Genomic DNA, 24,454 nt, shown 5'->3' on the forward strand with positions numbered 1-24,454 from the left:
AATTATGTAATAATTTCAGTCAATTTCGATTATAATGTACCTGTAACACATCTGTAAATAAGACTTTTGTTTAATTTTACCTCAATTATGTAAAGTTACAAAATTGTGATTTTGTTTATTGACAAAACGATGCGCTATTCTACAATTGAAACAAGGACTCTATGACTAAAGGATTGATATGCTTGAGCAAAAAGGTGACGACCCACGATATCTCGTTAAGTCTCGGCCTTTCCCGAAACACCGTCTCCAAGGCGCTTAACGACCACCCCAGCATTACAAACGAAACAAAGCAACGAGTCATCGAACAGGCGATTGCGATGGGTTATAAGAAAGTGAAGCAGATTGTTGCTGTACAGCCGCATCCCGAAGGCTCCTTGTCTGTAAAGCCGCAGAGCATCGCTTATATTACCAAGCATCAGCTGTATCACGGCACCGGCTTCTGGATGAACGTGATGAGCGGCGTCGAGGAAATTACGAGCAGCAACGGCTACGAGATGAAGATCAGCTTCGTGAAGAATGAGGATATCGACGCACTTGTGCTTCCCGCCGTGCTGACAAGCGGCGATATTGCCGGCTTTATCGTAGCAGGCAGCATGAGCAAGCCTTATACAGATAAGCTGCTCCAGCTCCCGATTCCGAAAGTGTTTATTAACATTACTCCTGAGCTGCCGCTCTCCGGCCTCGAGACAGACGTCGTATTCATGGAGAATGAGGACAGCATCTACCAGATTACGAGTGGACTCATTGCTGCGGGCCACCGGAAGCTCGGCTTTATTGGGGATATCAGCTCTTGCCGCAGCTTCATGGAGCGCTGGTTCGGGTTCCAGCGCGCTCACTTTGATGCAGGGTTGCCTATGAACCCTGCCTACTGCATCACGTCGGCAAGCGCGGATGGCTTCCAGAACTATGAGGGGTTCTCGCGCTCGCTGAAAGAGATGAAAGAGTTGCCCGACGCCTTCGTCTGCGTCAACGACAAGATTGCGCTTAACGTCATTAAATATGCCGGCGAGATCGGCAAGTCTGTTCCAGGCGACATCGCCGTCTCCGGGTTTGACCAGATCGAGGAAGCGGAGTTCCTCGGCTATACGCTGACGACGGTCGCGCACGATGAGCATCAGCTCGGCCTGCGCGCGACGGAGCAGCTGCTCCAGCGACTAAGCAAGCCGGATCGCGCTTACGAGACGATTCGCCTCGCGACGAGAGTGGTAATCGGCGACAGTACGATGACCACCGAGAGGGTATAAGAAGAACGGCTGTGCAGGCGCGGAATGCGCTTGCTCAGCTGTTTTTTTTGTTATGAAGGCGGGCACGTGGCGTGTGGTAGAAGAAGGGTTATAGTGTGTACCGGGTCCGTCTACCGAGCGGAAATTGAGCGAGTTGCGTGGAGCGGCTGGTTTGGTGGGCCACAAGTGGATTTCTATTTTTTCATTTAGATACAAAAAAAACCGAATTGAGTCTCCTCGATTCGGCTTGACCAGGCAGGGAGCAGCTACGCATGCTGCCGCCCCCATTCCCTCCAACACTACCCCTCGCTCGCGCCTCGCTTGAGCGAACGGCGGAACAGCAGCCGCAGCAACGGTGGAACAGCGAAGAAGATAAAGAACATTCGGAACAGCTGGTATCCCGCGACCATGGACAAGTCCGCATCAATCTCATGCGCGATGATGCCCATCTGGTCCATTCCGCCCGGCGCAAGGCTGAGCAGCGCCGTTGGCATCGAGATCGGGTACAGCTTGGTCAGCAGCTCGCTGAACCCCCATGCTCCGACGATCAGCAGCAGTCCGCTGCCCACTGCGAGCGAGATCGTCCGCAGCTTATTCTCCAGCTGCTCCGGCTTCAGGAGCAGCCCAACATAGGCGCCGATCATGAGCTGCGCCGCATCAATCATAAACGCCGGAAGCGCCGGCCCTTCCAAGCCGCACAGCTGCAGCACGGCGGTGCCAATCGCGGGACCGAGCAGGTACGCGGTTGGGAAGTTGACTCGGTTGCCTAGCAGCGCACACCCTATCGCTACTGGCGCAAACCATAGCATGCCGGGAATTAGCCCGCTCCACGTTGCGGCTGCGTGATGCAGCTCTGCCACAGCCCCGCCAGTGTCATGAACCTCACCGAGGAGAGGACTGAATACCACAATCGGAATGCATACAATAATCATCATGAGCCGGATGACCTGCGTGACCGTGACGATCGTGACATTAACGCCTTCAGTCTCCTCCGCCAGCGCCAGCACCTGTGTCAGTCCGCCGGGCACACTGCCGAGCAGCGCGGTCTTGAAGTCCGTGCCCGAGAGCTTCGCAACGACGAACGCCATACCTGCGCAGAATAACAGCAGCAGCACGATCATGACCACCATCGAAACCAGCTGATGGGACATCTCCGCGAGTGCCGAAGCGGTCATGGCCAGCCCGATCGTATAGCCAACCGTAATCATCCCCGCGTTCCGAACGGAGGAGGACCACTTGAATACGGCTGTCCGGCCAAAGATCTTCGAGCCGATCAAGACAGCAAGCATTGGCCCAAGCAGCCAAGGAATCGGCGCGTTCAGCAGCTTAAACAGCGCGCCGCCGAGCAGTGCGGCTATAAGTGTCTTCCCCATTTTCACAAACACCTTCTTACGTCCATCAATATCATCTAACAATACTACGACTGCGCCTATAAAACAAAGAATCGCCCAACAATCCCCCAATAGAGGGCAATTGCCGGACGATCTTCTATGCACAATCTACTCTACTTTACTTGCCTCTACTCTAGCCCACTCACAGCGCTCTCCTTCTTTCAGACCAAGCGCCTCACGGATCATCTGCTCGACAACCGAATATTCGGCTGGATTCTCCCGATTGAAATTCATCCGCTCATGCGTCGGCGCTACGCGGTTGCACATAAAGCGCGGCACGCCAAGCTCATTCGTGGACGGGGCATGGTACAGAAACGGATGGCAGAGCACCAAATCCCCCGGCTCCCCCGTCGTCTCAACAACGCGCAAGGAGTAGCCTTCTGGATCCTCATACGTGTTGTCCATAAACTTCGCCAGATGCTCCTTCTTCGACAGCTTCGTTTGCTCCTTCTTGTCCTGCTCCGGCGAATCGGCATAAATATCATCCGATGCAGGCTGCTTCTTGCCGATCAGCTCCGCCAGCCAAGGATGCTTCGCGCATTCACGTAGGGCTTCGCCCAGCCCCATGCCTTCCGGATGCTGCGCCAGTACCTTCGTTACAATATTGTGCGAGCCTTCCGCAACAAGCGTGCCTGAGCCGCCTTTCTTCACGCTCGAGAACAGACAAACCAAGAGCAGCCCTTGCTCCCAGCTGTCCAAGTAATGACGGAAATGACTGCCGTCATAGTGCCAACCGCCCGGAATCTCCGGCCCGAAGTTGATAATGTAGCCGCCCCACATCGCGCCCTGCATCATCTTCCCTTCCTGCCAGCGCCCTTCCCCGAGCAAATCCTCAATCGCACCGGTTAGACGCTCGGAGTTCAGTCCGTCCATAATCGGATCCACATAATTGCCAAGCCTTACAACCGGCTCCGTCCAACTGTTCTTATCCTCCTTGTGAAAGCCCCGCTTCGCGAGTTCTCCCCATAGGAAATCCTGTACCTTCAGCGCCTCTTCACGCGGATAGGCACCTTCGACCTTGACCCAGCCTTTTTCTTTAAAATGCTGCACTTGCGCTTCAGACAACACTTTCGGCATGCCAGACACTCCCCAATTCGCAAAATGATTAGCAATAATGGTCCGTTACACGAGCTCCATATGGTCAACAGCAATCTGTCCTGCTTTCACATCTACAAAAGGCGCTCCATCCCGCATACCGGCATGCCCATAGCCGCTGGCCGTACAGAGGAATACGCTATAATCCCCTTCAACCCGCGGCGATACATAGAGCTTCCGCTCAGTGGCGTCATAACGCACGCCGCCCCAGCCTTGAAGGAGCCCGTAGGAAGCCATCGCCCGTGCATACCAGTGGCCGCACTCGTACTCGTTGAACGGGTTACGTGTTCGTCCGTCGTAACGATCACGGCAGGTGCGCACGATATCAAGCCCTTCCTGCACGCTGCCAAGCGCCATCAGATGGGACGCCACTTGGTATTCGATCCCCGTCCACACTTCATCGCTATACACGAACGGAAGCGACAGCTTGCCGCCCTTCGGCCATGTGCACAGCAATAACCCGCCCTCAGCACCAAGCGCAAAGCTTGGCCGCTGCGGATTCGCATGCTCCGTCAGGTCACGCTTCAAGTTATAGTTATAGACGCTGAGGAGATGACTCCTAACCTTCTCCCGGTCGAGAATATCACCAAGGCCGCACATTTCCGCTAGCCATGCGCCGATGATGCCGTCAGACAGACAGCCTTTGCCGTACTGGTATTTCGGACCCTCTTCCTCTAGCAGTGCTCTCGCTTCAGTAGAATAATTGACGTTCCATGCATCCTTAGTCTCGAGCGGCGAAGGCGCATGAAGCCCCTCCCATACAATTCGCTGTTCAAAATACTCCCCGTTAAACAGCTCCTGTTCGATATACAATCGACCACGCTGATAAACGTCCTCATACTGATTGTCGTCGTCCCCGCAAGCTGCCGCGATGCGGGCTGCTGCTTTGAGCGCACCTAGATAGATAGACGAGCACATGCCGTCAGGTCCCCAGAACTCGATGTCATACGTATTGTGATGCGGCTCAGAGAGCACACCAGTCTTATCCGGATCCCATGTGACCATGCAGTAGTGAAGGCTTTGCTTCACCTTCGGCCAAATCTCTTGCAGCCAAGCCGTATCCCCGCTAATCCGCCATTCCCGATATACTTTCATAATGCCGCCAAGCTGCCCGTCTGCTGCGGCATGGAACGTATGGTCAGCCGGCTGGATCGGCAGCGGCACACGGAAATTTTGATGACCCGCCGCATCCTGGCCCTCTTCAAACTCCGTATCGCGAATCGAACGCTCCAGCTCAGGGAACAAATGCGGCAGCGCCTGCGCATAATTCCATACATGCGTGCATGTACCGTGGCAGCTGCCTTGCAGATCTTCACTGCCTTCCCATGCCCAGAACCTGCCGTCCGTCTGCCTAAGCACCGTCGGCGACTTTAATATGGACAGGTTTGCAGCAGCCGCTTCCGCCAGCTCAGGCGGCAACGAGGTGCCGAAGAAGCTCGCAGTGAAGTCTTCGCTTGCCGAACGCAAGCGGGAATAATGCTGCGACCAGTAGGCAGCCACATCGTTAATGTTGCTAAACTTCCCTGCATACCAAGGCTTATAGTAGCTGCCCGGAGTACTGCCAACTCCAGCGCCAGTGCCAGCGTCAGCCACTGGAATGCCTGCATTCAAATTCGATTCCGGCACGTACCAGGACAGCATGATCCTCACGGTTTGCCGCTCGTACGGCAACAATTCCAGAGGCACATAGAGGCTTGCGCCAGAGCTTGGCGCGCCTTCCGTAACAGGCGGATGCTCGCACCACTCTCCTGCCGCCACCTTGTTCCAGATCATCGTCACCGAGTCGAACCAGCCGCCTCTGAACCATGCGCAGTCCACTTTGGCCCGAGGGTCATCGGTTACCGCACTGAATGCCCCGCGCTTCCACGGTTCATCCGCAAGCGCCGGCTGATCCAGCACGAAGCCATTCGCCTCGCTCTCAGCCCGCTGCACACGACGCCCCTCCGTGTTCCAGCTGCTCATGAAGTTCGCTGCATGGAACGAATAAACCAGCTCAAGCGACTTGCCCGTCTTGTTCTCGAAGGTGAACTCCAAGCCCGCGGCAGGCAAGCTGGAATCGTCTGCATTCAGCGGAATGAACGGACTCCAGCCCGCAATAGACACAGCAACCGGAACCTTCTCATCCTGCAAGCTCACCGTGCCAAAAGGGAACCGCCCCTCGAAGCTGCTCTCCGCAAACCTTGGCAATCCATAATGCTTGCCATACAGCCCGCTTCCCGGCCCCGACTCGTAGTCCTTCACCTTGGTCCCGAATATTTTGCGCCGCGGAACCTGCCCTTCCAGCACTCTCGCAACAACGCCTCCACCCGGAGTCTTTACGCTGAGAGCGGAGAACACCATGGGTTCATTCAAGTTGTTCGGCCGATGATGCATGGCGAAATGCGACAGAGCTCCGGTGCCCTCCAAACAGAGCATTCCTGCGCCAATACCGCCAAGCGGGAACGCAATATGGGTGTTGCTGTCACCTGTATAAACACCGTTATAAAGCTGCTGACCCTGACTCACGGAAGCCACCTCCTAGGACTTAAGCGCATTCATAATCATTTCGAAAACAACCAGATCTTCGCGCGAATCCTCAGGTGTCGTCTTAGGTGCATGATTATTCGTAATGACATCGTACAGATGCCCCATCTCGAGCGTATACGGATCAGTAAAGGTCGGACGGATGACCGACTCTGTGTATGCTTCGCCTTCCGTCTCATAGAGGAACAGCTTCGTCGGCAGATGGCGAATGTAAGGCGTGTCGTACTGCACCTTTACCGTCTTGCGGCTCGAATACACCTCCACATGCGCATCGAAGCGCCCCTGTTGATCCATGCCAGTCTCATATGTAACCGAGAAAGTGCCGTAATCGAGAATCGCATTTAGGAAAATACTGTCCTTATGAACAGACAGCTTCGCCCCCAGACAAGCCTTCGGCATGCCAATCGCCTCGCGCATCGCCGATAGGTCATGGCTGCCAAGACCCGCCAGCAGCCGGTAAAAGCTGAACAATGGCGAATCCGGTTCAACACCTGTCGCCTCGCGGCCGAGCCGTTCCGCTCTCTCTTTGCGATCCGCCTTCGCTTCCTCCGGAATATCGTCGAACATGACTGTACGGCTTGTAGGACGGATAAAGAAATGATTTTGCCCAATAATATCGCGCACTCTTGCGTATGTAATGTTGTCCAGTCCACCGATCTCTTGGACTGCTTGAACGAACGACGCTGCATAACGGCGCATGTAGCCGACCATCACATGAACTCCGTTACGATCCCTCGCTTCAATGATGGCATCCGCCTCAGCAAACGTAAGGCACATCGGCTTCTCGATGAGCACATGCTTCTTCTGATTGGCTGCTTCAATGGCACACTCCGCATGATATTCATCACTATTAAGCACAAACACGACGTCAAGATCCTCTTGCCTGACAAGCTCCCTCATATCGGTGTACAGCTTGTCTACTCCATACTGTCTGCCGACATGTTCTAACAGCTTCGGTGAAATATCGCATATTGCCGCAATTCGGTATTGCTCCGGCAACGATTGAAGCACCGGCAAATGGATGACCTGGGCAACCTCCCCAAGGCCAATCAGGCCAACATTAAGCACGCGTCCGCTCATGAACAAGAAGCACCTCTTCCCACTGAGATCTAATCGGAATTCAGTTTACAAAATTATAAAATGTAAAGTAATTAAGTAAACATTTTCATGATTTTGATTATAAACCTCGATTATTATCTTGTAAATACTACATTTCATTCGACAACTGTTACACGACAGCTTCACAGAACCTTACAATCCGCTAATTTCGTTTACAAAAACGCATCATCCTTTGCGCAGCAACAACAAACGGCTCCCTTGGAGCCGCTCTTTAGCGATTCGTATGCGCGGACACCGCACCGATGAACCGGCGCAGCTCCTTACGATGGGAGTACAGAAGAAGCAGGAAATTGATAAATCCGAATATGATGACTGACGTGGAATAATCGAAGAGGAAGGTGTAGATGGTCAGAACGAGCATGCCGAGCACCACTTGGAAGCCGTCCGCCTCTGACGAAGCTGGCTTGCCTTTGCTCAGGAGTCTCCCCGTAAGCAGCAGGATAGCGAGAATAATGGCGTATGCAAGTGAACCCGTGAATGACGTGAGCCCGCTCCATACACCGAACGTCACCGCGATTGCTTTGCCACCTCTTAGCTTCATGAAAGGCGAGAAGATATGACCGAGCACCGCCGCCGAGCATGGAAGAATGAGACCGTAGCCTGCCAACGCATCTGTACGGATTATCCAGAAGATGGGGAGGTACCCTTTTAGAAAATCAAGCACGATACCTGATAGGCCATACGAATAACCCGCCGCCTTCCACAGATTGAGCGCGCCGGGATTGCCGTCGCCATGCTCCTTCAGGTTCTGTTTAGCGAGCAGGCCTAACCAATAGGAGAACATGAGGCCGCCAGAGAGGAATGCCAGCAGCGTCCATACGATGATCATCGCTTCGACCGCCCCCCAACCTCGATTCGCCTTCCTTTCCAAGCGACCTGCCCGAAGAATACAACTTGGTAAATGGAGTACAGCATAATGAATAGGAAGAAGATCGTGCTAATCGGATGCAGCGCCGGCAGCCACTTACCGAACCGCCCCGTGTATTGGATAAAATAATAGATTTGCGCCGTGTAGAGCAGATAGCCTGCCGCCAGAGGTAGCGCCCAAGACGTACCGAGTACAAAAGGAGCCGTCTCCGCAGCAATCAGGCCGATCAGCCAGACAGCAACAAGCATTGTCGTCCACAAGCTGAGCTTGCTCGTGCTGAGCACTGCTCCTTTGCTGAACCCTTCGATCTCGCTGCGAATGCCACCGGGATACATCCGAAAGGACACCGTGCCATACCCGATATAATTGTTGACCGGAATATTCGCTTCCATAAATCGCGCACCGAGATTAAGATCATCGAGCAGCTCTGCCTTCACGCTCTCATGGCCCTCGATCTTCTCATAGTCATCTCTCGTCGTGAGAATGCAGGAGCCGTACAACCCTTTCTGCGGATTCGTCCGTTCCATCGGCGACGTAAAGGCAAAGAGACCAAGCAGGTTCGGAATGAGCGCGAGCCGCTCGTAGAACTTCTCCGCTTCGTGATAGGGAACAACGGAGATCGTACCGCCCTTCTCCGCACGTGTTGCGAGCAGCGCGTGCATCGCATGCGGCGCCAGACGCACATCTGCATCGAGAAAAGCAATAAGGTCACCGCTCGCCCGCTGGTAGCCGTTCCACACGGCCCAGTTCTTGCCTGTCCATCCAACCGGCAGCACCGGGCATGAGATGACCGTCACCCCAAACTGCTCGGCAATTTCTCGAGTATGATCTTCGGAATGATCATCAACTACGATGATCTCCATCTTCCCTATTGTCTGTTCCTGCAAGGAACGGAGCAGATTGGGAAGGTTGCGCTCTTCATTTCGGGCTGGAATGACGACAGACAGTGCTCCTTGTATCGGCAAATGTTGTACAGGCACCGGTACCGGCACAAGCGCCGGAACCGTACTTCGGCGGAAGAGCAGGAAGCCCGCGGAACAAGCGCACAAGAGCAGTAGAGCAATTATCATATCAGATCCCCCCGAAAGCTTGTTTTGACGCGATCTGTACAAGTATATGGTGTCTCCCTTCCATTCTATGATTTCAAATCTATGGCAACAAGCGAAAATAACTTTCAACATGAAGAAAATAAAAAAGCCACAATCCTGTGAGGTTGTGACTTCGGCTTCGTGCTATCTATAGCTGCTTGTAGTACAACATCGTTGCATCCAGTTGTCCATTAGCTGATCGCGCAAAGCCAGGAATGCGGCCTGCATGCGTGTAACCGATTGCTGTATACAGCAGGTTCGACGGGTCCCCTTCTCTTGTATCAAGCACGAGCAGTGAGCGAGCCTCCTGCTTCGCCCGCTCCTCCGCAGCGATCATGAGCTGTCGTCCAATTCCTTTACGCCGGCATTCGGGATGTGTCATGAGCTTGGCGATCTCCGCGCGATGCAGACCGTTCGGCTTCATGCAAAGCTGCAGTTGAACGGTACCGGCGATGTGGCCGTTCATACTAGCGACGAACAAGATAACGTCCGGCGCAAGCACGCCTTCCCAATATTGCGCGGCATCTTGTTCTGCTACTGGCGGCAAGAAACCGATCGATGCGCCATCCTTTACGACTTCGATTAGCAGCTTCGACAGTTCCGTTAGAGTAGAATCGTTAATGGCATGTATTTGTTCAATTGTAATCTTCGGCATCGTTCACTACTCCTTCTCAGCGGCTTATGTTTCCCTTGAATATAGCCCTATAATAGTGGAGGCAGCATCATTTGTATAACGAATAATTCGGTTTGTTATAATCAATAAAACGAATCACTCTATGAGAGGAGTTTACGTACCACATGGACTCATCCCAGTTGGAAGCTTTCTTAGCCGTATGCCAAATCCAGAACTTCACACGAGCCGCGGAGCATCTGCACATCTCTCAATCTGCCGTTACCGCACGTATTAAGGGACTGGAGACAGCCATCGGCAAAATGCTGTTCATCCGAGACAACCGCAATGTCAGCCTGACGCAAGCAGGCACTGCTTTCCTCCCTTATGCTGAACGGATGATGCGGCTGTATGAGGAGAGTAAGCTAACGCTGTCGGAGCAATTCGAGCATCAGCTCGTTCTGAGCGGACCTGGCTCCGTATGGCATTACAGGTACTTGCCGAACATTATGGCGTTCCGGCAGTCTCATCCGCAGATTGCAGTGAAGTTCCTCAGCAACATCGATCCCAGCTATATGATCCGCGATCTGCTGCTCGATAGCGTCGTGCACGTCTCTGTTCGCTTTGATCCTCCCGCTCACCCGAAGGTAACCCAGCAGCTCCTGTTCGAGGACCAGATCGTACTTGTCTCCGCTGTAGAACGGACCACTGCGGTCAGCAAAGCGGACTTCTTGTCTGCTTCTTACTGCCATATGGAGTGGGGCTATCCTTTTCCCGACTGGTTCGCAGGCATAGTGGGAACTGGGTTCATCCCTGCTCTGCACATGGACCACTCCACCATTATGCTGACCATGCTGCTGCAAGGCTCTGGCTTCGGGTTTCTGCCTCTCTCTGTTGCTCAGCCTTATCTGGATGCGAAGCAGCTGTACCTTCTGCCTTGCGAGTTCGAGACGCCGACGATCAAAGCCTACGCGCAGTATCTCACCGAGCAGCGAGATTATCGCACCGTGAAGCTGGGGCTTGAGCTTCTGGGACTTTAATGCAACATTGCTGGGATCGGCTGCGTTATAGATACAAATAATGGTTGTGTAATCGATAGAGGTGAGACAGATGAAAACCTTGAAATATTTGATTCCCAATGTATTGCTCGCAGTATTACTTGGTTGTGCAACAAGCAGCGAGGATCCGAAAGAACAATCCGTTATTCAAAATTATCTGGAGCATAAGGGTTTCCACGTTATTTCGTATGAAGGTCGTGCGGAGAGTTACGTGCTGACCAAAGCAAGAATCGTAACGCTGCCCTATATGATCTATTGGGGATTGCAGCATGTTGACCCGTCCAAGTATCTGGGCGAAACCATTAACGTGCAAAAGTTCATTGTCAAGAATCATCCGCTAGCTCAAGGTAAGGTCGATGTTTATGTCTATGAAGTTAATGACGAGCCCATAGGAGGAACTTCGTTCCCGCATGACGATCCATCAGATGGCGGGTACTGGTCATTGGAAGGAAAAACACTTGAGGAGGTTCAATCCAAGTCCTTTCAAGAATGGCAAGAAGACTGGACTGATAAGTATAAGTAACTCAATAAAGGGGTTGTCCCAAAAGTCATCAAGACTTAAGAGGCAACCCCTTCGCTTTCCCAATTCATTAGGTAATTTTTTTCAATTAGGTCCACCAGGACAGCTTCTTGCTCTCAGTTCGGCGGATTTCCGCCGATGTAGTCCACCAGAACGGCTTCTTTCTCTCAGTTCGGCGGATTTTCGCCGATGTAGTCCACCAGACCGGCTTCTTCGGCCACGCCGACCGTTATTATACTAATGTGTATCCTTACGGATCACACTTTCGGCATTCCGATCCATTTTCCACTAATGTATATCCCTACGGGTCACACTTTCGGTATTCTGCCCCATCTCCCGCCAATGTGTATCCCTACGGGTCACACTTTCGACTCCTGCCCTGCTTCCAGCCCATGATGCTTCCTAAATAGTCATCAACAACGACCGGTCAATGCAAAAAAATCCATGATGATGCAGAGCTAGCCTGCCCATCTTGGATCTTTTTTACTGCTTGAATCCGTTCCCTAATTAACCGAACACAACGCGGTCATCCGCCATCTTGTGTCCGCTGATATTCTCGAATTCGCGAAGCAGCTGCTCGACCGTTAGGTCTTTCTTGCGCTGCTCGTCAATGTCGAGGATGATGCGGCCTTTATCCATCATGATCAGCCGATTGCCGAGGCGAATCGCCTGCTCCATGTTGTGCGTGACCATTAAGGTCGTTAACTTCATCTCGCGTACGATGCTTTCCGTTAGGCGAGTAATGAGCTCAGCCCTCGCCGGGTCAAGCGCAGCGGTATGCTCGTCAAGCAGCAGAATCTGCGGCTCGGTGAACGTCGCCATCAGCAGACTGAGCGCTTGGCGCTCCCCGCCGGACAGCTGTCCAACCTTGGCGCGCAGCCGCGTATCGAGGCCGATGCCCAGCTTCTTCAGCTGCTCTTGGAAGAATATGCGCTTCCCGCGAGTGATGCCAAAGCTTAGTCCGCGCTTCTTGCCTCGTACATACGCGATCGCCAAATTCTCTTCAATCGTCAGATGAGGCGCTGTACCCGCCATCGGATCCTGGAAGACGCGGCCGATCCAGCGGCCCCGCTTGTACTCTGGCAAATCCGACACTACATTGCCGCCGATGCGTACATCGCCAGAATCCGGTGATACGACACCGGAAATAATATTCATCAACGTCGACTTGCCCGCGCCGTTACTGCCAATGACCGTGACAAAATCCCCCGGCTTCAGTGTCAGATTAATGCCGACGAGCGCGGCCTTCTCATCCGGCGTCCCTGGGAAGAAGAGCTTGGACACCCTAGATAGCTCCAGCATTAGCGCCCACCTCCCGCAGCCGTAAGCGAATCAGCCAATTCCGCGGAGCGTCTGCGCGCTGCATTCTTCTGTTTCCAAGACCGCTGAGCCGTTGGAATAATGAGCGCCACGATAACGATAACCGCTGTAATAATTTTCAGATCAGATGCGTCCAACCAGTCGACCTGAAGCGCCAACGCAACGACGATGCGGTAAACGATTGAACCGAATACCGCGGCCAGCGTTGCCCACAAGATTGTTCTGGCGCCAAGAATGGCTTCCCCGATAATGACGGAAGCGAGACCGATAACGATCATCCCGATACCCATCGAGTTATCTGCGTAACCCGCTTGCTGAGCCACGAGCGCACCTGACATCGCAACGAGACCATTGGACAAGCCGATGCCGAGAATAATGGTATTGTCGGTGTGTGCACCGAAGCTGCGGATCATTCTCGCGTTATCGCCGGTCGCTCGCAGTGCAAGTCCAAGGTCTGTTTTGAGGAACAGATTGAGCAGCGCCAGGATCACGATTACGACAACGATCATAAAAGCTAGAATAGAAAGGGAATTAAATATCGTGTTCTGACCTAGCAGCGAGATGTTCGGACGCCCCATAATCCGCAGGTTAATGGAATAGAGCGCGATCATCATCAGAATCCCGGACAACAACCCGTTAATCTTGCCTTTGGTATGCAGCAGACCCGTAATGGTCCCTGCCGCACAGCCGCCAAGACAAGCAACGATTGTTGCAATCCAAGGCGATGCGCCGTGTGCAATCATCGTCGCGGCGATCGCTCCTCCGGTTGTGAAGCTGCCATCCACCGTTAGATCAGGAAAATCAAGAATGCGAAACGTGATGTACACGCCGAGTGCCATGAGCGCGTAGAGCAACCCTAGCTCAATGGCTCCAGGTATGGAATTCATGATAGCATGCATGGCGAACCTCCAAATACGATTACTGGATTACTGGATTACTGAATAATGTCTTGCGCTTGATCCTGAACAGCCTTCTTCATGTCGTCTGTCACTTTAATGCCAAGAGCATCAGCCGCTTTCAGGTTGAGGATCAGATCCAGCTTCTCCTGCATGCTTACTTTGATTTCGCCTGGTTTTTTGCCGTTCTTGAGAATATCCGCAGCCATCTGTCCAGCTTGGTAGCCGTGATCATAATATTTGAAGCCGACTGTTGCGAATGCGCCTTTCTCTACCGTATCGCGGTCAGAGGAGAAGAACGGAATCTTATTCTTCTGCGCCACTTGAATGATCGAATCCACGCCGCTTACAACCATGTTGTCGAGCGTGATGTAGAATGCATCTGCGCGGCCGACTAGCGATTCCGCTGCTTGCTTCACTTCGGATGTGTTCGTTACTGCTGCTTTCACGAGCTTGATGCCATGCTTGGACAATGCTTCTTCAGCCATCTTCGACATGACGACTGCATTGTCTTCGCCTTCATTGATGATAAGGCCGACTGTCTTGATGTTCGGGAAGTTTGCTGCCATGAAGTCGAACAGCTGCGTTGTTGCTGCCGGGTTTGTATCCGAAGCGCCTGTAACATTGCCACCTGGTGCATCCAGGTTGCTTACGATCTTCGCTGCCAGCGGATCCGTAACAGCTGCGAACACGACCGGCGTTTCCTTCACTTGCTGTACCACTGCTTGCGCCGATGGCGTTGCGATGGCAAAGACGAGGTCATTCTTCTCTGCCGCGATCTTCTGAGCGATCGACAGGTTGTTCGACGAGTCGCCTTGCGCGTTGTTGAAGTCAACTGTCAAGTTCTTGCCTTCTTCAATGCCAGCGTCTTTAAGCGCTGCTAGGAAACCTTCACGAGTCGCATCAAGTGATGGGTGCTCGACGATTTGAGAAATTGCGATCTTGTAAGACTTTTCCGCTGGTGTTTCCGTGTCGCCTGCATTCGCATTTGCGTTAGCAGTAGTGTTGTTTCCAGCCGCAGCCGTGTTGTTTGTCTCTTCTTTCTTGCTGCCGCAACCTACAATCAGTAGAACAATAGAACATACGAGCACTAATAATGACCATTTTCTCATACTATTATTTCCCCTCCCATTATATGAAGCAGTGCATCTGTTCTGAAAAACTGCGACGCTTTATCGCCAAACAGCAACAAAGTCAAACTCTAGCAGAATCCCTTGTGAACGCTAACATGCTTTTAATATATATTAAGAGGAGTTCACAGCTTCGTCAATTGTTTAAAATTTTAGCGAATACAGCAAAGACCACATCCGGTACCGAATGTGGTCTTTGCTTACGCTGCTGCGCTTACAAGCAGCATTTCTTATATTTCTTCCCGCTTCCGCACGGGCAAGGCTCGTTTCTGCCAATCTTGACAGACGTCACCGGGCGGCGAGGCGCTGTGATCGTTTTCTTATAGGAAGCGCGAATCGAGCTTGTAACGCTTGCTGCAGCTGTTTGCGCTTGCGCTGTAGCCTGCGGTGCTTCCGGCTTCGCCTCGGGTGCTGGAGGGGCTTCAGGCGCTTGTGCGTCCGTGCTGCCGAGCAGTTCCCGGATTTCCTCCGGCATATCTGGGTGCTGCAGACTCGTTTGCGGGAAATCAGCATCGGTAAGGAGCTGAACGAGCGCGTCAGCGAGCTCCTGCTTCTTCAGCTTGGAACGGCCAGCAAGTTCACATGCTGCTGCAATTTGGTTCAAACGTTCTTTCGTCAAAGCCGACAAAATATCGCTAAGTTGCGTTGTTTTTCCTAAATCCATGATGTTAGACCCTTTCTATCCGTCACAACAAATGACTTCATAACCACGCTATTTTACCACGTTTTGCAGGATAAACCTATCCCAATAATTACAAATGTAACGCTATGTAGCAAGTTTCCTACTATTTCAACTCTAACAAACATAGCCCAGTCCATGGATGGACCGGGCTTCTATCGCTTTACAGGCAGCACTTCTTATGTTTCTTTCCGCTGCCGCATGGGCATGGTTCGTTTCGGCCGACTTTCGAGGAGGCCGCAGGGAATTGAACGACATTGCTGCCAGTCATATCCCGACTTGAATTCAGGCTTAACTCCGCAGGCGTAAAGCCGCGATTGGACCATATTCTCGTCGTATTAACGACTTGAATAATTAACGGCACTATTTCCTCTACCTGTTTCTTATTCAAGCGGATTCTACGTTCCTCAAACGTTTCCATAATGACGCCAAGTGGCTCTTCCATCGAGCATACAAGTTGAAGATCGTCTACGATCGCTTCAGCCAAACGCTCGACTTTGCCAAGCTTCTGCATGATGTAGCTTTTCAATGCCTCTAGCTGGGGCGTCTTCTCGAAATAATCAGTCTCTGCATAGCGCAGCAACTCATCTTTGGGAGGGATGTAATACGGTTTATCCTTTACACTCTCCAAGAACTCTTCAAAATCGTCGACGCTCTCTCCATCCAAGCCATCGCTAAATAGAAACCCGCGCTGAACATCCCAGGTTAACACCTTATCATTGACGGATCGACGAATATGATTGAATTGTTCTTCAGTCAATCCGATGTCGTTCTGAGCATTAATAATCTCAACGAGCTTCTGCACAGGACATATACCGTATAAGTTAGCCGCAGCTTCCGTATAACGCAGCACCAGCTGGTTTAAGTCGCGTTCTATCTGAAAAGACTTCTTATCCAGCTTCTTGTATGCGTCCTTCACTTCCTGAGGCATAACATAGAACATCTTGTCCTGCTCCAGGAAGCTGAACACTAAGCCTTTATCCATTAAGAACAAGTATGCATCCGCAAATACTTTATTATCCTGAATGTACGGGACATCGAAGAGCCGATTCACCAGCTCCCATTCCTGCGTCTCCGCCGATAGGAATGCTGTCCGCACTTCCATCACATTCGTAATTCGTTCATAAAGCGCATCCACGAGCTCCTGCTTCTTCAGCTTCGAGCGCCCCGCAAGTGCGCAATTGGCCGCAATGAAATTCAACCGATCCTTGGTTAGCTGTGTAAGGATATCCTTTAAGCTGGTCATAACCGCGCCTTGGATCGCATTGTTAATGTTCAACTGCAGCATCTCTTCATTTACATCCATTCCTGTACCCCTCTTTATTGATGTCACCTAAGCATAAGCCCCAAATTATTCAGAAGTATCAGAAGTATCAGAAGTATCGCTCTTCTTCTTCATATTCTTCACCGCTGCCTTACGGTCAAGACCTGAATCATACAAGATAGGGAGTTCTTTCATGCCAGTGACCATGGGAGACATGCATTGCGCGCAGGTTGGCACATCCTCAAATGAATACCTCTGCCTCATCCAGCCGTTGCAGCCCTCTTTTGCACACTTCCAAATGGGCGTCATTTCGGTTGGATAATCCTCTGGGGGTCTCTTACGGGAAAAATACATGAGCAAGCCCTCCTTTAGTTTGTCCTTCATAAAAAAAGCCACATATCGAAAAGGCAGCATCGCAACCTCTTCGGCATGTGACATTCCGTCTACTATACGTGTATCTAATCATAACACACTATGACATAATTAGCGAAGTAATATTGTTCCTGAAGCCTTCAATTCCACGTATTACTATTTCTTCAGACGAAGAATCTCATCGATTTCACTTTTCAACAACAGATACCGATGCACACTTCTCATGATGGAAACTTTAGTTAGTTTATTCTTGTCTACGTAGATCTTCATTTGATCTTTGGAGAGGCCTAATGCACTTCCAGCTTCCGTTATGGTTAATACAATTTCGTTACTGGTCGCATTAAACGTATCTTTCGCCTTCAGATTGTAATCCTTAAAACTTTGCATATCAGGCATCCTCTTCCACTGCTTTAATTGTTACGATTACTTTCATTATAACACGAACTCTTACAGATACATAAATTTGACCCGAGCCATCGCTTGTGCATACAAAAAGAGACACCGTTTGATGGTGTCTCTCATCATAAATCCGATTACAGCTATTTACCAGACCAAAACTAAACCATCAATTCTTCCGCATACTGAGCAAGCTCAATCGACTTGCCGCCGTTCAGCCGCGACTCTTCCGCAGCGAATGCCATTAGATGACTGCGCACGGAAGCGCCGGCCGAGGTCAGCGTTTCTTGCCCATGATAGCTCCGTACATCAGCCAGGAAGCTGCGGACAATGCCAGCATCGCCGCCGCCATGGCCGCTCATTTGCGTAGGGATCGTAATCTCGGTTTTTTGATGGGTTAAAAAATCATATAAGGTAATCGTGTTATCTTCCCCACGCAATTCTCCGCGAGTACCCATAATTTGAATTCTGCGCTCCTGATCAAACGTAAAGCCGCTCATGCTGAACATAGCGGTTGCACCGTTCGCAAACTCCATGTTAACGACTTGATGATCGACAACGTTGTTATCGCTTCTATATACGCAGCGTCCATAATTCGTATCGCGCAGCCCTTGGACGATATTCTCTTTGGTCAATTCAGGCGTGAAATGACGTGCCCAGCCTTTGAATTGTTCGCTCAAATAAAACCGAGGCGCGGAATAAGGGCAAGTCGTCTCGACTGCGCAGTCCAGACAGCGATCGGTCGAACCTTCCGGCGCGTTCGCACTGTTAAAGTGCATCAGCGATCCGTAGGAGCTCACCCGCATGCATGGCTGATCCATGAGCCAAGATAAGACGTCCATATCGTGACAGGACTTGGACAGAATCATCGGGCTCGACGTTGTCGAGTTGTTCCAGTTGCCTCTGACAAAGCTGTGCGCGATATGCCAATAGCCAACGTTCTCGTTCAATTGGATGGAAGCGATATCGCCGATGCGGCCTTCCTGCAAGATTTGCTTGATCTTATTCCAGAACGGCGTATAGCGCAGGACATGGCAGATCGAAAGCAAACAATTGTTGTCGCGGGCAGCCTGCTCCATCTCCAAGCATTCTCTCGGATCCGGAGACATCGGCTTCTCCAGCAAGACATGATACTTGTTATTTAAAGCCTGCAGGGTCGGATGGTAATGCATGCGATCCTGCGTACAAATTACGGCGATATCGGCAATCTTAGGGCCTGCAAGCAGTTGTTCCCATGATTCATAGCTCTGGTGATCCGGGATCGCGTGTTTCAAGGCGAACTGCTCGCGCCGAGTCTGATCCGGCTCGGCAACAGCAACGAATTTCAATTCATGCGGATAATCAAGCGCAAACGGGGCATAGCTGTTCGCTCCCCTCGCACCTGCTCCAATTAGTATCGCGGTAAGTTGTTTCATCGTTATCTCCCCAAGTAAAATAAATAGGATTGCAATCTCTTTTATCCGAGCGATGCACGATCAAGAAGCTCAACTTCAGGCTGCTCGCAGCCATGAAGTTCAAAGATTATAAGCTCATTACTACCTTCGCGCAATAATGGCGCCGGTACGTACAGCGTCTGCTGGGGACCGATCTCCCAATAGCGGCCGAGGTTGAAGCCGTTCACGAATACAACGCCTTTCGTCCAGCCTGGAAGCGCAAGGAAGGTATCGGCGGGTTCATCGACTTGAAAATATCCCTGATAGAACGTCGGCTGCTCTTGCTTCGGCTCAGATGGCTTCGGTTGATATTCAAGCTTGCTCAGGTCATTAAGCGGCAGCGATCGAATCGTCCAGTGGTACAGGAATTGCGGTCCAAGCCGCACGCCTTCCGTAATGCCCTTGGCATCCTTCAAGTACGGGCCATAATTGATCCGCCCCATATTTTCCACTAGAATGTCCAGCGATGCGCCCTCGGCAGGTATTTCAAGCAGCACGTCATGGTCTTTGCAATTGCGCTCAATCATACCCTTGTATTCGCCGTTCAAGAAGATGAGCGCACGGTCATGCACGTCTTGAAGGTTGAGGCGGGTAGCGGCAAGCGGCCCGATGACGTGAGTAGAGTACAGAATGAAGCCGTAGTCCTGCCCCAGCTGTTCCATTGTTTCCGGGCATGTGCGAGTGACTGGCACAGAGAGCTTGTCCAGTGAAGCGAACATAGAAGCTTGCTCTGTCATCGCGACGCTGCCGTATGCTCTCTTCTTAATCGGTTCCGGCAGGTTAAGCGGTTCAAGCTCTACATACTTGGAAATAACCTCACGGTATTTATAGAACTTGTCCGTCAAGTCGCCTGACTCGCTGATCGCCACATCGTAATCGTAGCTCGTAATGGTCGGTTGGTGCTGCTCATTGCCATAATTCGCCCCGTTGTAGAAACCGAAGTTGGTACCGCCGTGATACATGTACGCATTCACCGATGCGCCTGCAGCCAGCATCTCGTCGAGCACGGCCGCCGCGTCATCCGTATCGCGCGTATGATGCTGCTCGCCCCAGTGATCGAACCAGCCGTTCCAGAACTCCATGCACATCATTGGCTTGTCTAGTTGATACTCTCTCAATTTCGCGAAAGCTTCTTCCGAACGCGAGCCGAAGTTGACGGTTGCGAGCACCCCATCCATCATGCCGCCCTGCAAATAAAAGTCTCCCGGTCCATCGGACGTAAACAACAATACATCGATACCGCGTTCATTCATACTCTGTTCCAGATAGGCTAGATACACTTTGTCATTGCCATAACTACCATACTCGTTCTCAATCTGCATGGCAATAATTGGACCGCCGTTCTTCGAGAGAAGCGGCACAAGCTTCGGCAGCAGCACATCATAGTAGGCATCGACTTTGTCCAGGAAAGGCTGATGCATGCAGCGCAGACGCATGCCCGGATCGGCAAGCAGCCACGCGGGTAGTCCGCCAAATTCCCATTCCGCGCATATATACGGGCTAGGACGGACGATTACATGCAAGCCGAGCTCGCCAGCGATCTCAATAAAACGGGTCAAGTCCGCAATCCCATCAAAGTCGAACTGCCCTTCGACCGGCTCGTGGATATTCCAAGCGACATACGTTTCAACGGTATTGAACCCGCCCTCTCTGAGCTTCCAGAGGCGGTCCTTCCAGTACTCCGGTACGACGCGAAAATAATGAATGGCGCCAGATAGAATGCGGAACGGCTCGCCGTCCAGCAGGAATGAATGTTTATGAGTCGTTAATATAGGCATCGTTGCTATACCTCGTTTGCCAAAGAATGTGTATCTAATTGGACAGACAGCACGAACCTCAGCCGTTCGTGCTGTCTCTTAAGAAATCTCTTACTTCCACTCGCCCTGGATTTTATTTGCCTCCAGGCTCTTATTCACTTCGTCAATCATGTCCTTGCCGCCTTTATCCATGTACTCCTGAACCATCTTGTCCCAGTCGGATAGCGGTCTTTCGCCGAAGATCATCTTCGTCGTCTCGGTTGAAATATACTCCTGCAGCTCCCCGCTCTTCTCCATCAAGATCGGCGAGATAATCCGGCCCGTCGGGTTGACATAGAACTTCTGGGTGTGCAGCATATCGGCTAACGATTGCTGGAAGGATTGCTCTTCCTTCGTCTTGGCCATTTTCGGGAATGCGAATAAATCTTCGTCCTTCATGAACCAGCCGCCCTCAGTAATATAAGCGCCTGGAGCTACGTTCGAACGGTTCTCTGCGATTGGCTGTGCAGCTCCGTTCTCCATTTTGTAGCCTTTGCCTTCGCCGCCGTACAGCCAGTCGAAATACTCATTCTTCGGATTGCGCTGATCGAAGCCGACCGGTTTATGGAAGTAGTCGATCATCTCCAGAATGCGTTTCACTTTCTCCGGTTCATTCTTCAGCTTGGAAGAGATCATATACATCCGGTACCAGCTGCCGCTTATCGTAAGTCCTTGCGAGCCATCCGGAGCCTTGAACGGCGGAATCGGCACGACTTCGGCAGTCGGAGCATTCTGCTTCAGCACGTCGAACTGAATGCCGTTGTTTCCGCTGCCGCCGGGCTGCTCGTACCAGACGCCAACTTTACCAGCGTTAAAGGCTTTGAAAATATCCTTGTACGCGGTAACCGCCCAATCGGCCTGCAGGATGCCTTGTTTCTGAAGGTCAGCCAGGAAAGTGACTTTCTCCTTATTCCCGTCCGCAATGGCGCCAGGAATCAATTGTCCGCTGCCGTTCTTGTTGTACCAGGTCGAGTTGCCATAGTACGCGCCGAAGGAAGGATCATAATAAATGCCCTTAGCGAGTCCTAGCCCGATCGTATCGTCTTTCCCATTGCCATCAGGATCATTCTTCGTGAAAGCGATGATGACCTGCTTAAGCTCTTCATAATTCGTAGGCATCGTCAGGTGGAGCTTGTCCAACCAGTCTTTCCGAATAACCGGCTTTTTGCCGCCTTTAGGAGAGAAGTACGTCGGAATGCCGTATACCTTCCCGTCTACCTTGAGCGAATCCCAAGCATAGTCAGGCACGGCTTTAGTCGATTCATACTGCTTCAGGAACTCGTCCAGCGGCAGGAATGCGCCTTGCTGCGCCCATTTCATATAGTTCGCGTCTACAGACTCCATGCCGATTACGTCTGGAATATCGCCTGAAGCCATCTTGACCGCGAGCTTCTCCTCATAGGTATCGAATGGGATGTACTGCGGCTTGAAATCGACATTGAACTTCTCGTTGATTTTGTTCACGGCTTCGCTGCTTGGACCCGGAACCGGATCTTCCCATGTTCCGTCGAACCAATTGATCGAGACTTTCTGGTCCTTCGCGTTGCCCGCGGTGGAAGTGGATTCACTGCCTTCATTGCTTTTAGAAGAACATGCCGCCAGAACGGAGCTGAATAACGCAACAATAAGTAAAGATGAGACAACTTTGTTTCGCATACGTTTGACCTCCTCTATTTATCTTGCCAATTCGTTTCGAGAACATGATGCTTCTTGCTAGCCTTTGACGGAGCCGAGCATCACTCCCTTCGCGAAATGCTTTTGCAGAAACGGGTACAAGGCAAGAATCGGAAGCGTCGCGATCAAGATCGCCGCCATGCCGATGGTTTCGCCAGGAGGAGCGGCCTGGGCAATCGCAGCCTGCTGACCGTCCGAGAGTGAATCCAGCCGCTGGCTCAATATAACGATCTGCCGCAGAATAACCTGCACGGTCCACTTGGTTGGATCGTTAATATAGATAAGCGCGTTGAAGTACGTGTTCCAGCTCGTAACCGCATAGAACAAGCCGAAAGCGGCTAACGCTGGCTTGGACAGCGGAAGGATAATGCGTGCGAAAATTTGCAAGTCATTGGCGCCGTCCAGTACCGCGGCTTCCGTAAGATCGTTCGGGATGCCCAGAAAGAACTGCCGTAGCACGATTAAGTTAAACGAATTGATAGCTCCTGGAATAATAAGCGCCCAATAGGTATCGATCAAGTGCGTCGATTTCACCACCATATAGGTTGGTATGATACCTGCGCCGAAAACAAACGTAAACAGCACGAGAAAAAGAAAGAGTCGCTGACCGGTAATGTTCCGCGAGAGCGGATACGCCATCATCGAGGTCAGAAGCAAGCTAAACAGCGACCCGACGACCGTAACCCCAGCCGTAACGATGAGCGAACGGACAAACACCTTGGAGTTGAAAATATAATCATAAGCGTCCATGACCCATTTTTTCGGAAACAGCACGAACGTCCTCGCTGCGCTCTCCGCCCCTGAAGTGAACGAAGTGGCGATCATGTAATAGAACGGGAACAACATCAAGAGTCCAACCAAGGCAAGCAAGGCCACATTCAATGCTCCACCTAATTTTTCCAGTTTTGAATGATTTTTAACCACATGCCTCGCCCCTTAGTAGATTCCTTCTTCGCCAAACTTCTTGGCTAGTTTATTCGCGCCGACAATCAAGATCAGCCCGACGAGCGACTTGAACAAGCCGACTGCCGTTGCAAAGCTGAAATCCGAGCTTTGAATCCCTTTGTAGTACACGTACGTATCAAGCACGTCGCCAATCGACTTATTAAGTGGGTTCAACATCAGGAAGATCTGTTCAAACCCGACATCCAGCACGCTGCCCAGACGAAGAATGAGCAAAATGATAATCGTGCTTCGAATCGACGGCAGCGTAATGTGCCATAGCTGCCTCCACTTATTGGCGCCGTCAACGACAGCCGCTTCATACAAGTTAGGGTTGACGCCCGCCAGCGCGGCAAGAAAGATAATCGTCCCCCAACCGGATTCTTTCCAGATGACCTCTAACACGATTAACGGCATAAACCAATGCGGAGAAGTCAAGAATGGTATGGAGTGGATGCCCAATCCCGTTTGCAGATAATGGTTGACAATGCCTTCTGATTTAAGCAATACGGTTACGATTCCGGCTACCACTACCCAGGACAAGAAGTGTGGCAAATAGACGAGCGATTGAATGAGCCGTTTATACCGTTCGTTGCGAACCTCGTTGAGCATCAGTGAAAGCGCTATCGAAACAGGGAAAGCAAATGCAATCTGCAGGAAAGAAAGATAGAGCGTGTTCCAAATGACCCTAATGACTTCACTATCCGCAAAAATCTTCTTAAAGTGTTTGAGCCCCACCCAGTCGCTGTGCAGGAAGCCTTGGAACGGACTGAAGTCCTGGAAGGCGATGACGTTTCCGAGCATCGGAACGTACCGGTAAATAATAAAGTAAAGCAGTCCCGGGAGAAGCAATAGATACAAGTATCGCTCGTTCCACAGCTTGCCCGCTACCGAGGCTACCCGGCTTCTCTTGTTCTGGGAAGCAACGGACGATCTGGATGCGGCCTCGCTTGTTAGCTTGTAGTGATTCAATGATGATCCCCCTTCATGGCACTGAATTGACGGTTCTTGATTTTTTTAAACTATGGCTATAATATGGGTTCTACTGTCAAAGGCA

The 24,454-nt window shown here is 51.5% G+C and carries 22 protein-coding genes; 3 read left to right on the forward strand and 19 right to left on the reverse strand.

The features are described 5' to 3' along the window. Window positions 1-182: 182 nt before the first annotated feature. Window positions 183-1,244 carry a LacI family DNA-binding transcriptional regulator gene (locus tag AC0YNX_RS16035; RefSeq protein WP_475816672.1) on the forward strand — a complete coding sequence of 354 codons (1,062 nt, stop codon included), beginning with the start codon at window positions 183-185 and terminating at the stop codon, window positions 1,242-1,244. Window positions 1,245-1,522: 278 nt separating this feature from the next. Here the strand turns inward: AC0YNX_RS16035 and AC0YNX_RS16040 are convergent, their stop codons facing one another. The 7 genes from AC0YNX_RS16040 to AC0YNX_RS16070 form a co-directional block, all read right to left on the reverse strand. Continuing rightward, window positions 1,523-2,596: an AbrB family transcriptional regulator gene (locus tag AC0YNX_RS16040; RefSeq protein ID WP_475816673.1), complete on the reverse strand. Its 1,074-nt coding sequence runs from the start codon at window positions 2,594-2,596 to the stop codon at window positions 1,523-1,525. A 126-nt stretch (window positions 2,597-2,722) separates the two neighbouring features. Beyond that, on the reverse strand, window positions 2,723-3,691 hold the full coding sequence (locus AC0YNX_RS16045) for a hypothetical protein (RefSeq protein ID WP_475816674.1): 969 nt from the start codon (window positions 3,689-3,691) through the stop codon (window positions 2,723-2,725). A 45-nt stretch (window positions 3,692-3,736) separates the two neighbouring features. Continuing rightward, window positions 3,737-6,214, reverse strand: a complete 2,478-nt coding sequence (locus tag AC0YNX_RS16050) for a GH116 family glycosyl hydrolase (protein WP_475816675.1) — start codon at window positions 6,212-6,214, stop codon at window positions 3,737-3,739. 12 nt (window positions 6,215-6,226) lie between these two features. Beyond that, a complete protein-coding gene (locus AC0YNX_RS16055) occupies window positions 6,227-7,312 on the reverse strand; it encodes a Gfo/Idh/MocA family protein (RefSeq protein WP_475816676.1) in 1,086 nt (361 codons plus the stop codon). A gap of 250 nt (window positions 7,313-7,562) precedes the next feature. Next, window positions 7,563-8,180 (reverse strand): glycerol-3-phosphate acyltransferase, encoded by a 618-nt coding sequence (locus AC0YNX_RS16060; protein WP_475816677.1) that lies wholly within the window; start codon window positions 8,178-8,180, stop codon window positions 7,563-7,565. Next, entirely contained in the window at window positions 8,177-9,289 is a 1,113-nt protein-coding gene (locus AC0YNX_RS16065; protein ID WP_475816678.1) for a glycosyltransferase, read from the reverse strand. Before AC0YNX_RS16065 ends, AC0YNX_RS16060 begins: the two co-directional genes overlap by 4 nt. 166 nt (window positions 9,290-9,455) lie before the next feature. Then, window positions 9,456-9,962, reverse strand: a complete 507-nt coding sequence (locus AC0YNX_RS16070; RefSeq protein ID WP_475816679.1) for an N-acetyltransferase family protein — start codon at window positions 9,960-9,962, stop codon at window positions 9,456-9,458. Window positions 9,963-10,105: 143 nt separating this feature from the next. Here AC0YNX_RS16070 and AC0YNX_RS16075 point away from each other — a divergent pair, with 143 nt between their 5' ends. Both AC0YNX_RS16075 and AC0YNX_RS16080 read left to right on the forward strand, forming a co-directional pair. Next, complete coding sequence (locus AC0YNX_RS16075; protein WP_475816680.1) at window positions 10,106-10,957, forward strand: LysR family transcriptional regulator; 852 nt, start codon at window positions 10,106-10,108, stop codon at window positions 10,955-10,957. Window positions 10,958-11,027: 70 nt separating this feature from the next. Then, window positions 11,028-11,498: a hypothetical protein gene (locus AC0YNX_RS16080; protein ID WP_475816681.1), complete on the forward strand. Its 471-nt coding sequence runs from the start codon at window positions 11,028-11,030 to the stop codon at window positions 11,496-11,498. Window positions 11,499-12,002: 504 nt separating this feature from the next. Here AC0YNX_RS16080 and AC0YNX_RS16085 read toward each other — a convergent pair. From AC0YNX_RS16085 to AC0YNX_RS16140, 12 genes are all read right to left on the reverse strand, one after another. After that, window positions 12,003-12,797: an ABC transporter ATP-binding protein gene (locus AC0YNX_RS16085; protein ID WP_475816682.1), complete on the reverse strand. Its 795-nt coding sequence runs from the start codon at window positions 12,795-12,797 to the stop codon at window positions 12,003-12,005. Further along, the gene (locus tag AC0YNX_RS16090) at window positions 12,797-13,714 is read right to left on the reverse strand and encodes an ABC transporter permease (RefSeq protein ID WP_475816683.1); all 918 of its coding nucleotides are present in this window, start codon (window positions 13,712-13,714) and stop codon (window positions 12,797-12,799) included. Before AC0YNX_RS16090 ends, AC0YNX_RS16085 begins: the two co-directional genes overlap by 1 nt. Before the next feature lie 35 nt (window positions 13,715-13,749). Further along, complete coding sequence (locus tag AC0YNX_RS16095; protein WP_475816684.1) at window positions 13,750-14,823, reverse strand: ABC transporter substrate-binding protein; 1,074 nt, start codon at window positions 14,821-14,823, stop codon at window positions 13,750-13,752. Between the two features lie 232 nt (window positions 14,824-15,055). Beyond that, a complete protein-coding gene (locus tag AC0YNX_RS16100; protein WP_475816685.1) occupies window positions 15,056-15,505 on the reverse strand; it encodes an SEC-C metal-binding domain-containing protein in 450 nt (149 codons plus the stop codon). A gap of 178 nt (window positions 15,506-15,683) precedes the next feature. Continuing rightward, a complete protein-coding gene (locus AC0YNX_RS16105; protein WP_475816686.1) occupies window positions 15,684-16,826 on the reverse strand; it encodes a YecA family protein in 1,143 nt (380 codons plus the stop codon). Window positions 16,827-16,871: 45 nt separating this feature from the next. Then, a complete protein-coding gene (locus AC0YNX_RS16110; protein ID WP_475816687.1) occupies window positions 16,872-17,168 on the reverse strand; it encodes a cold-shock protein in 297 nt (98 codons plus the stop codon). A gap of 144 nt (window positions 17,169-17,312) precedes the next feature. After that, entirely contained in the window at window positions 17,313-17,543 is a 231-nt protein-coding gene (locus AC0YNX_RS16115; protein ID WP_475816688.1) for a DNA-binding protein, read from the reverse strand. A 170-nt stretch (window positions 17,544-17,713) separates the two neighbouring features. Further along, window positions 17,714-18,967 carry a Gfo/Idh/MocA family protein gene (locus AC0YNX_RS16120; protein WP_475816689.1) on the reverse strand — a complete coding sequence of 418 codons (1,254 nt, stop codon included), beginning with the start codon at window positions 18,965-18,967 and terminating at the stop codon, window positions 17,714-17,716. A 41-nt stretch (window positions 18,968-19,008) separates the two neighbouring features. Next, window positions 19,009-20,763 (reverse strand): glycoside hydrolase family 35 protein, encoded by a 1,755-nt coding sequence (locus tag AC0YNX_RS16125; protein ID WP_475816690.1) that lies wholly within the window; start codon window positions 20,761-20,763, stop codon window positions 19,009-19,011. A gap of 90 nt (window positions 20,764-20,853) precedes the next feature. Next, entirely contained in the window at window positions 20,854-22,437 is a 1,584-nt protein-coding gene (locus tag AC0YNX_RS16130; RefSeq protein ID WP_475816691.1) for an extracellular solute-binding protein, read from the reverse strand. Window positions 22,438-22,494: 57 nt separating this feature from the next. Next, entirely contained in the window at window positions 22,495-23,331 is an 837-nt protein-coding gene (locus tag AC0YNX_RS16135) for a carbohydrate ABC transporter permease (protein WP_475816692.1), read from the reverse strand. Window positions 23,332-23,391: 60 nt separating this feature from the next. Continuing rightward, window positions 23,392-24,276: an ABC transporter permease gene (locus tag AC0YNX_RS16140; protein WP_475816785.1), complete on the reverse strand. Its 885-nt coding sequence runs from the start codon at window positions 24,274-24,276 to the stop codon at window positions 23,392-23,394. Window positions 24,277-24,454: the final 178 nt, after the last annotated feature.

The organism is Paenibacillus sp. J31R98, assembly GCF_056269245.1.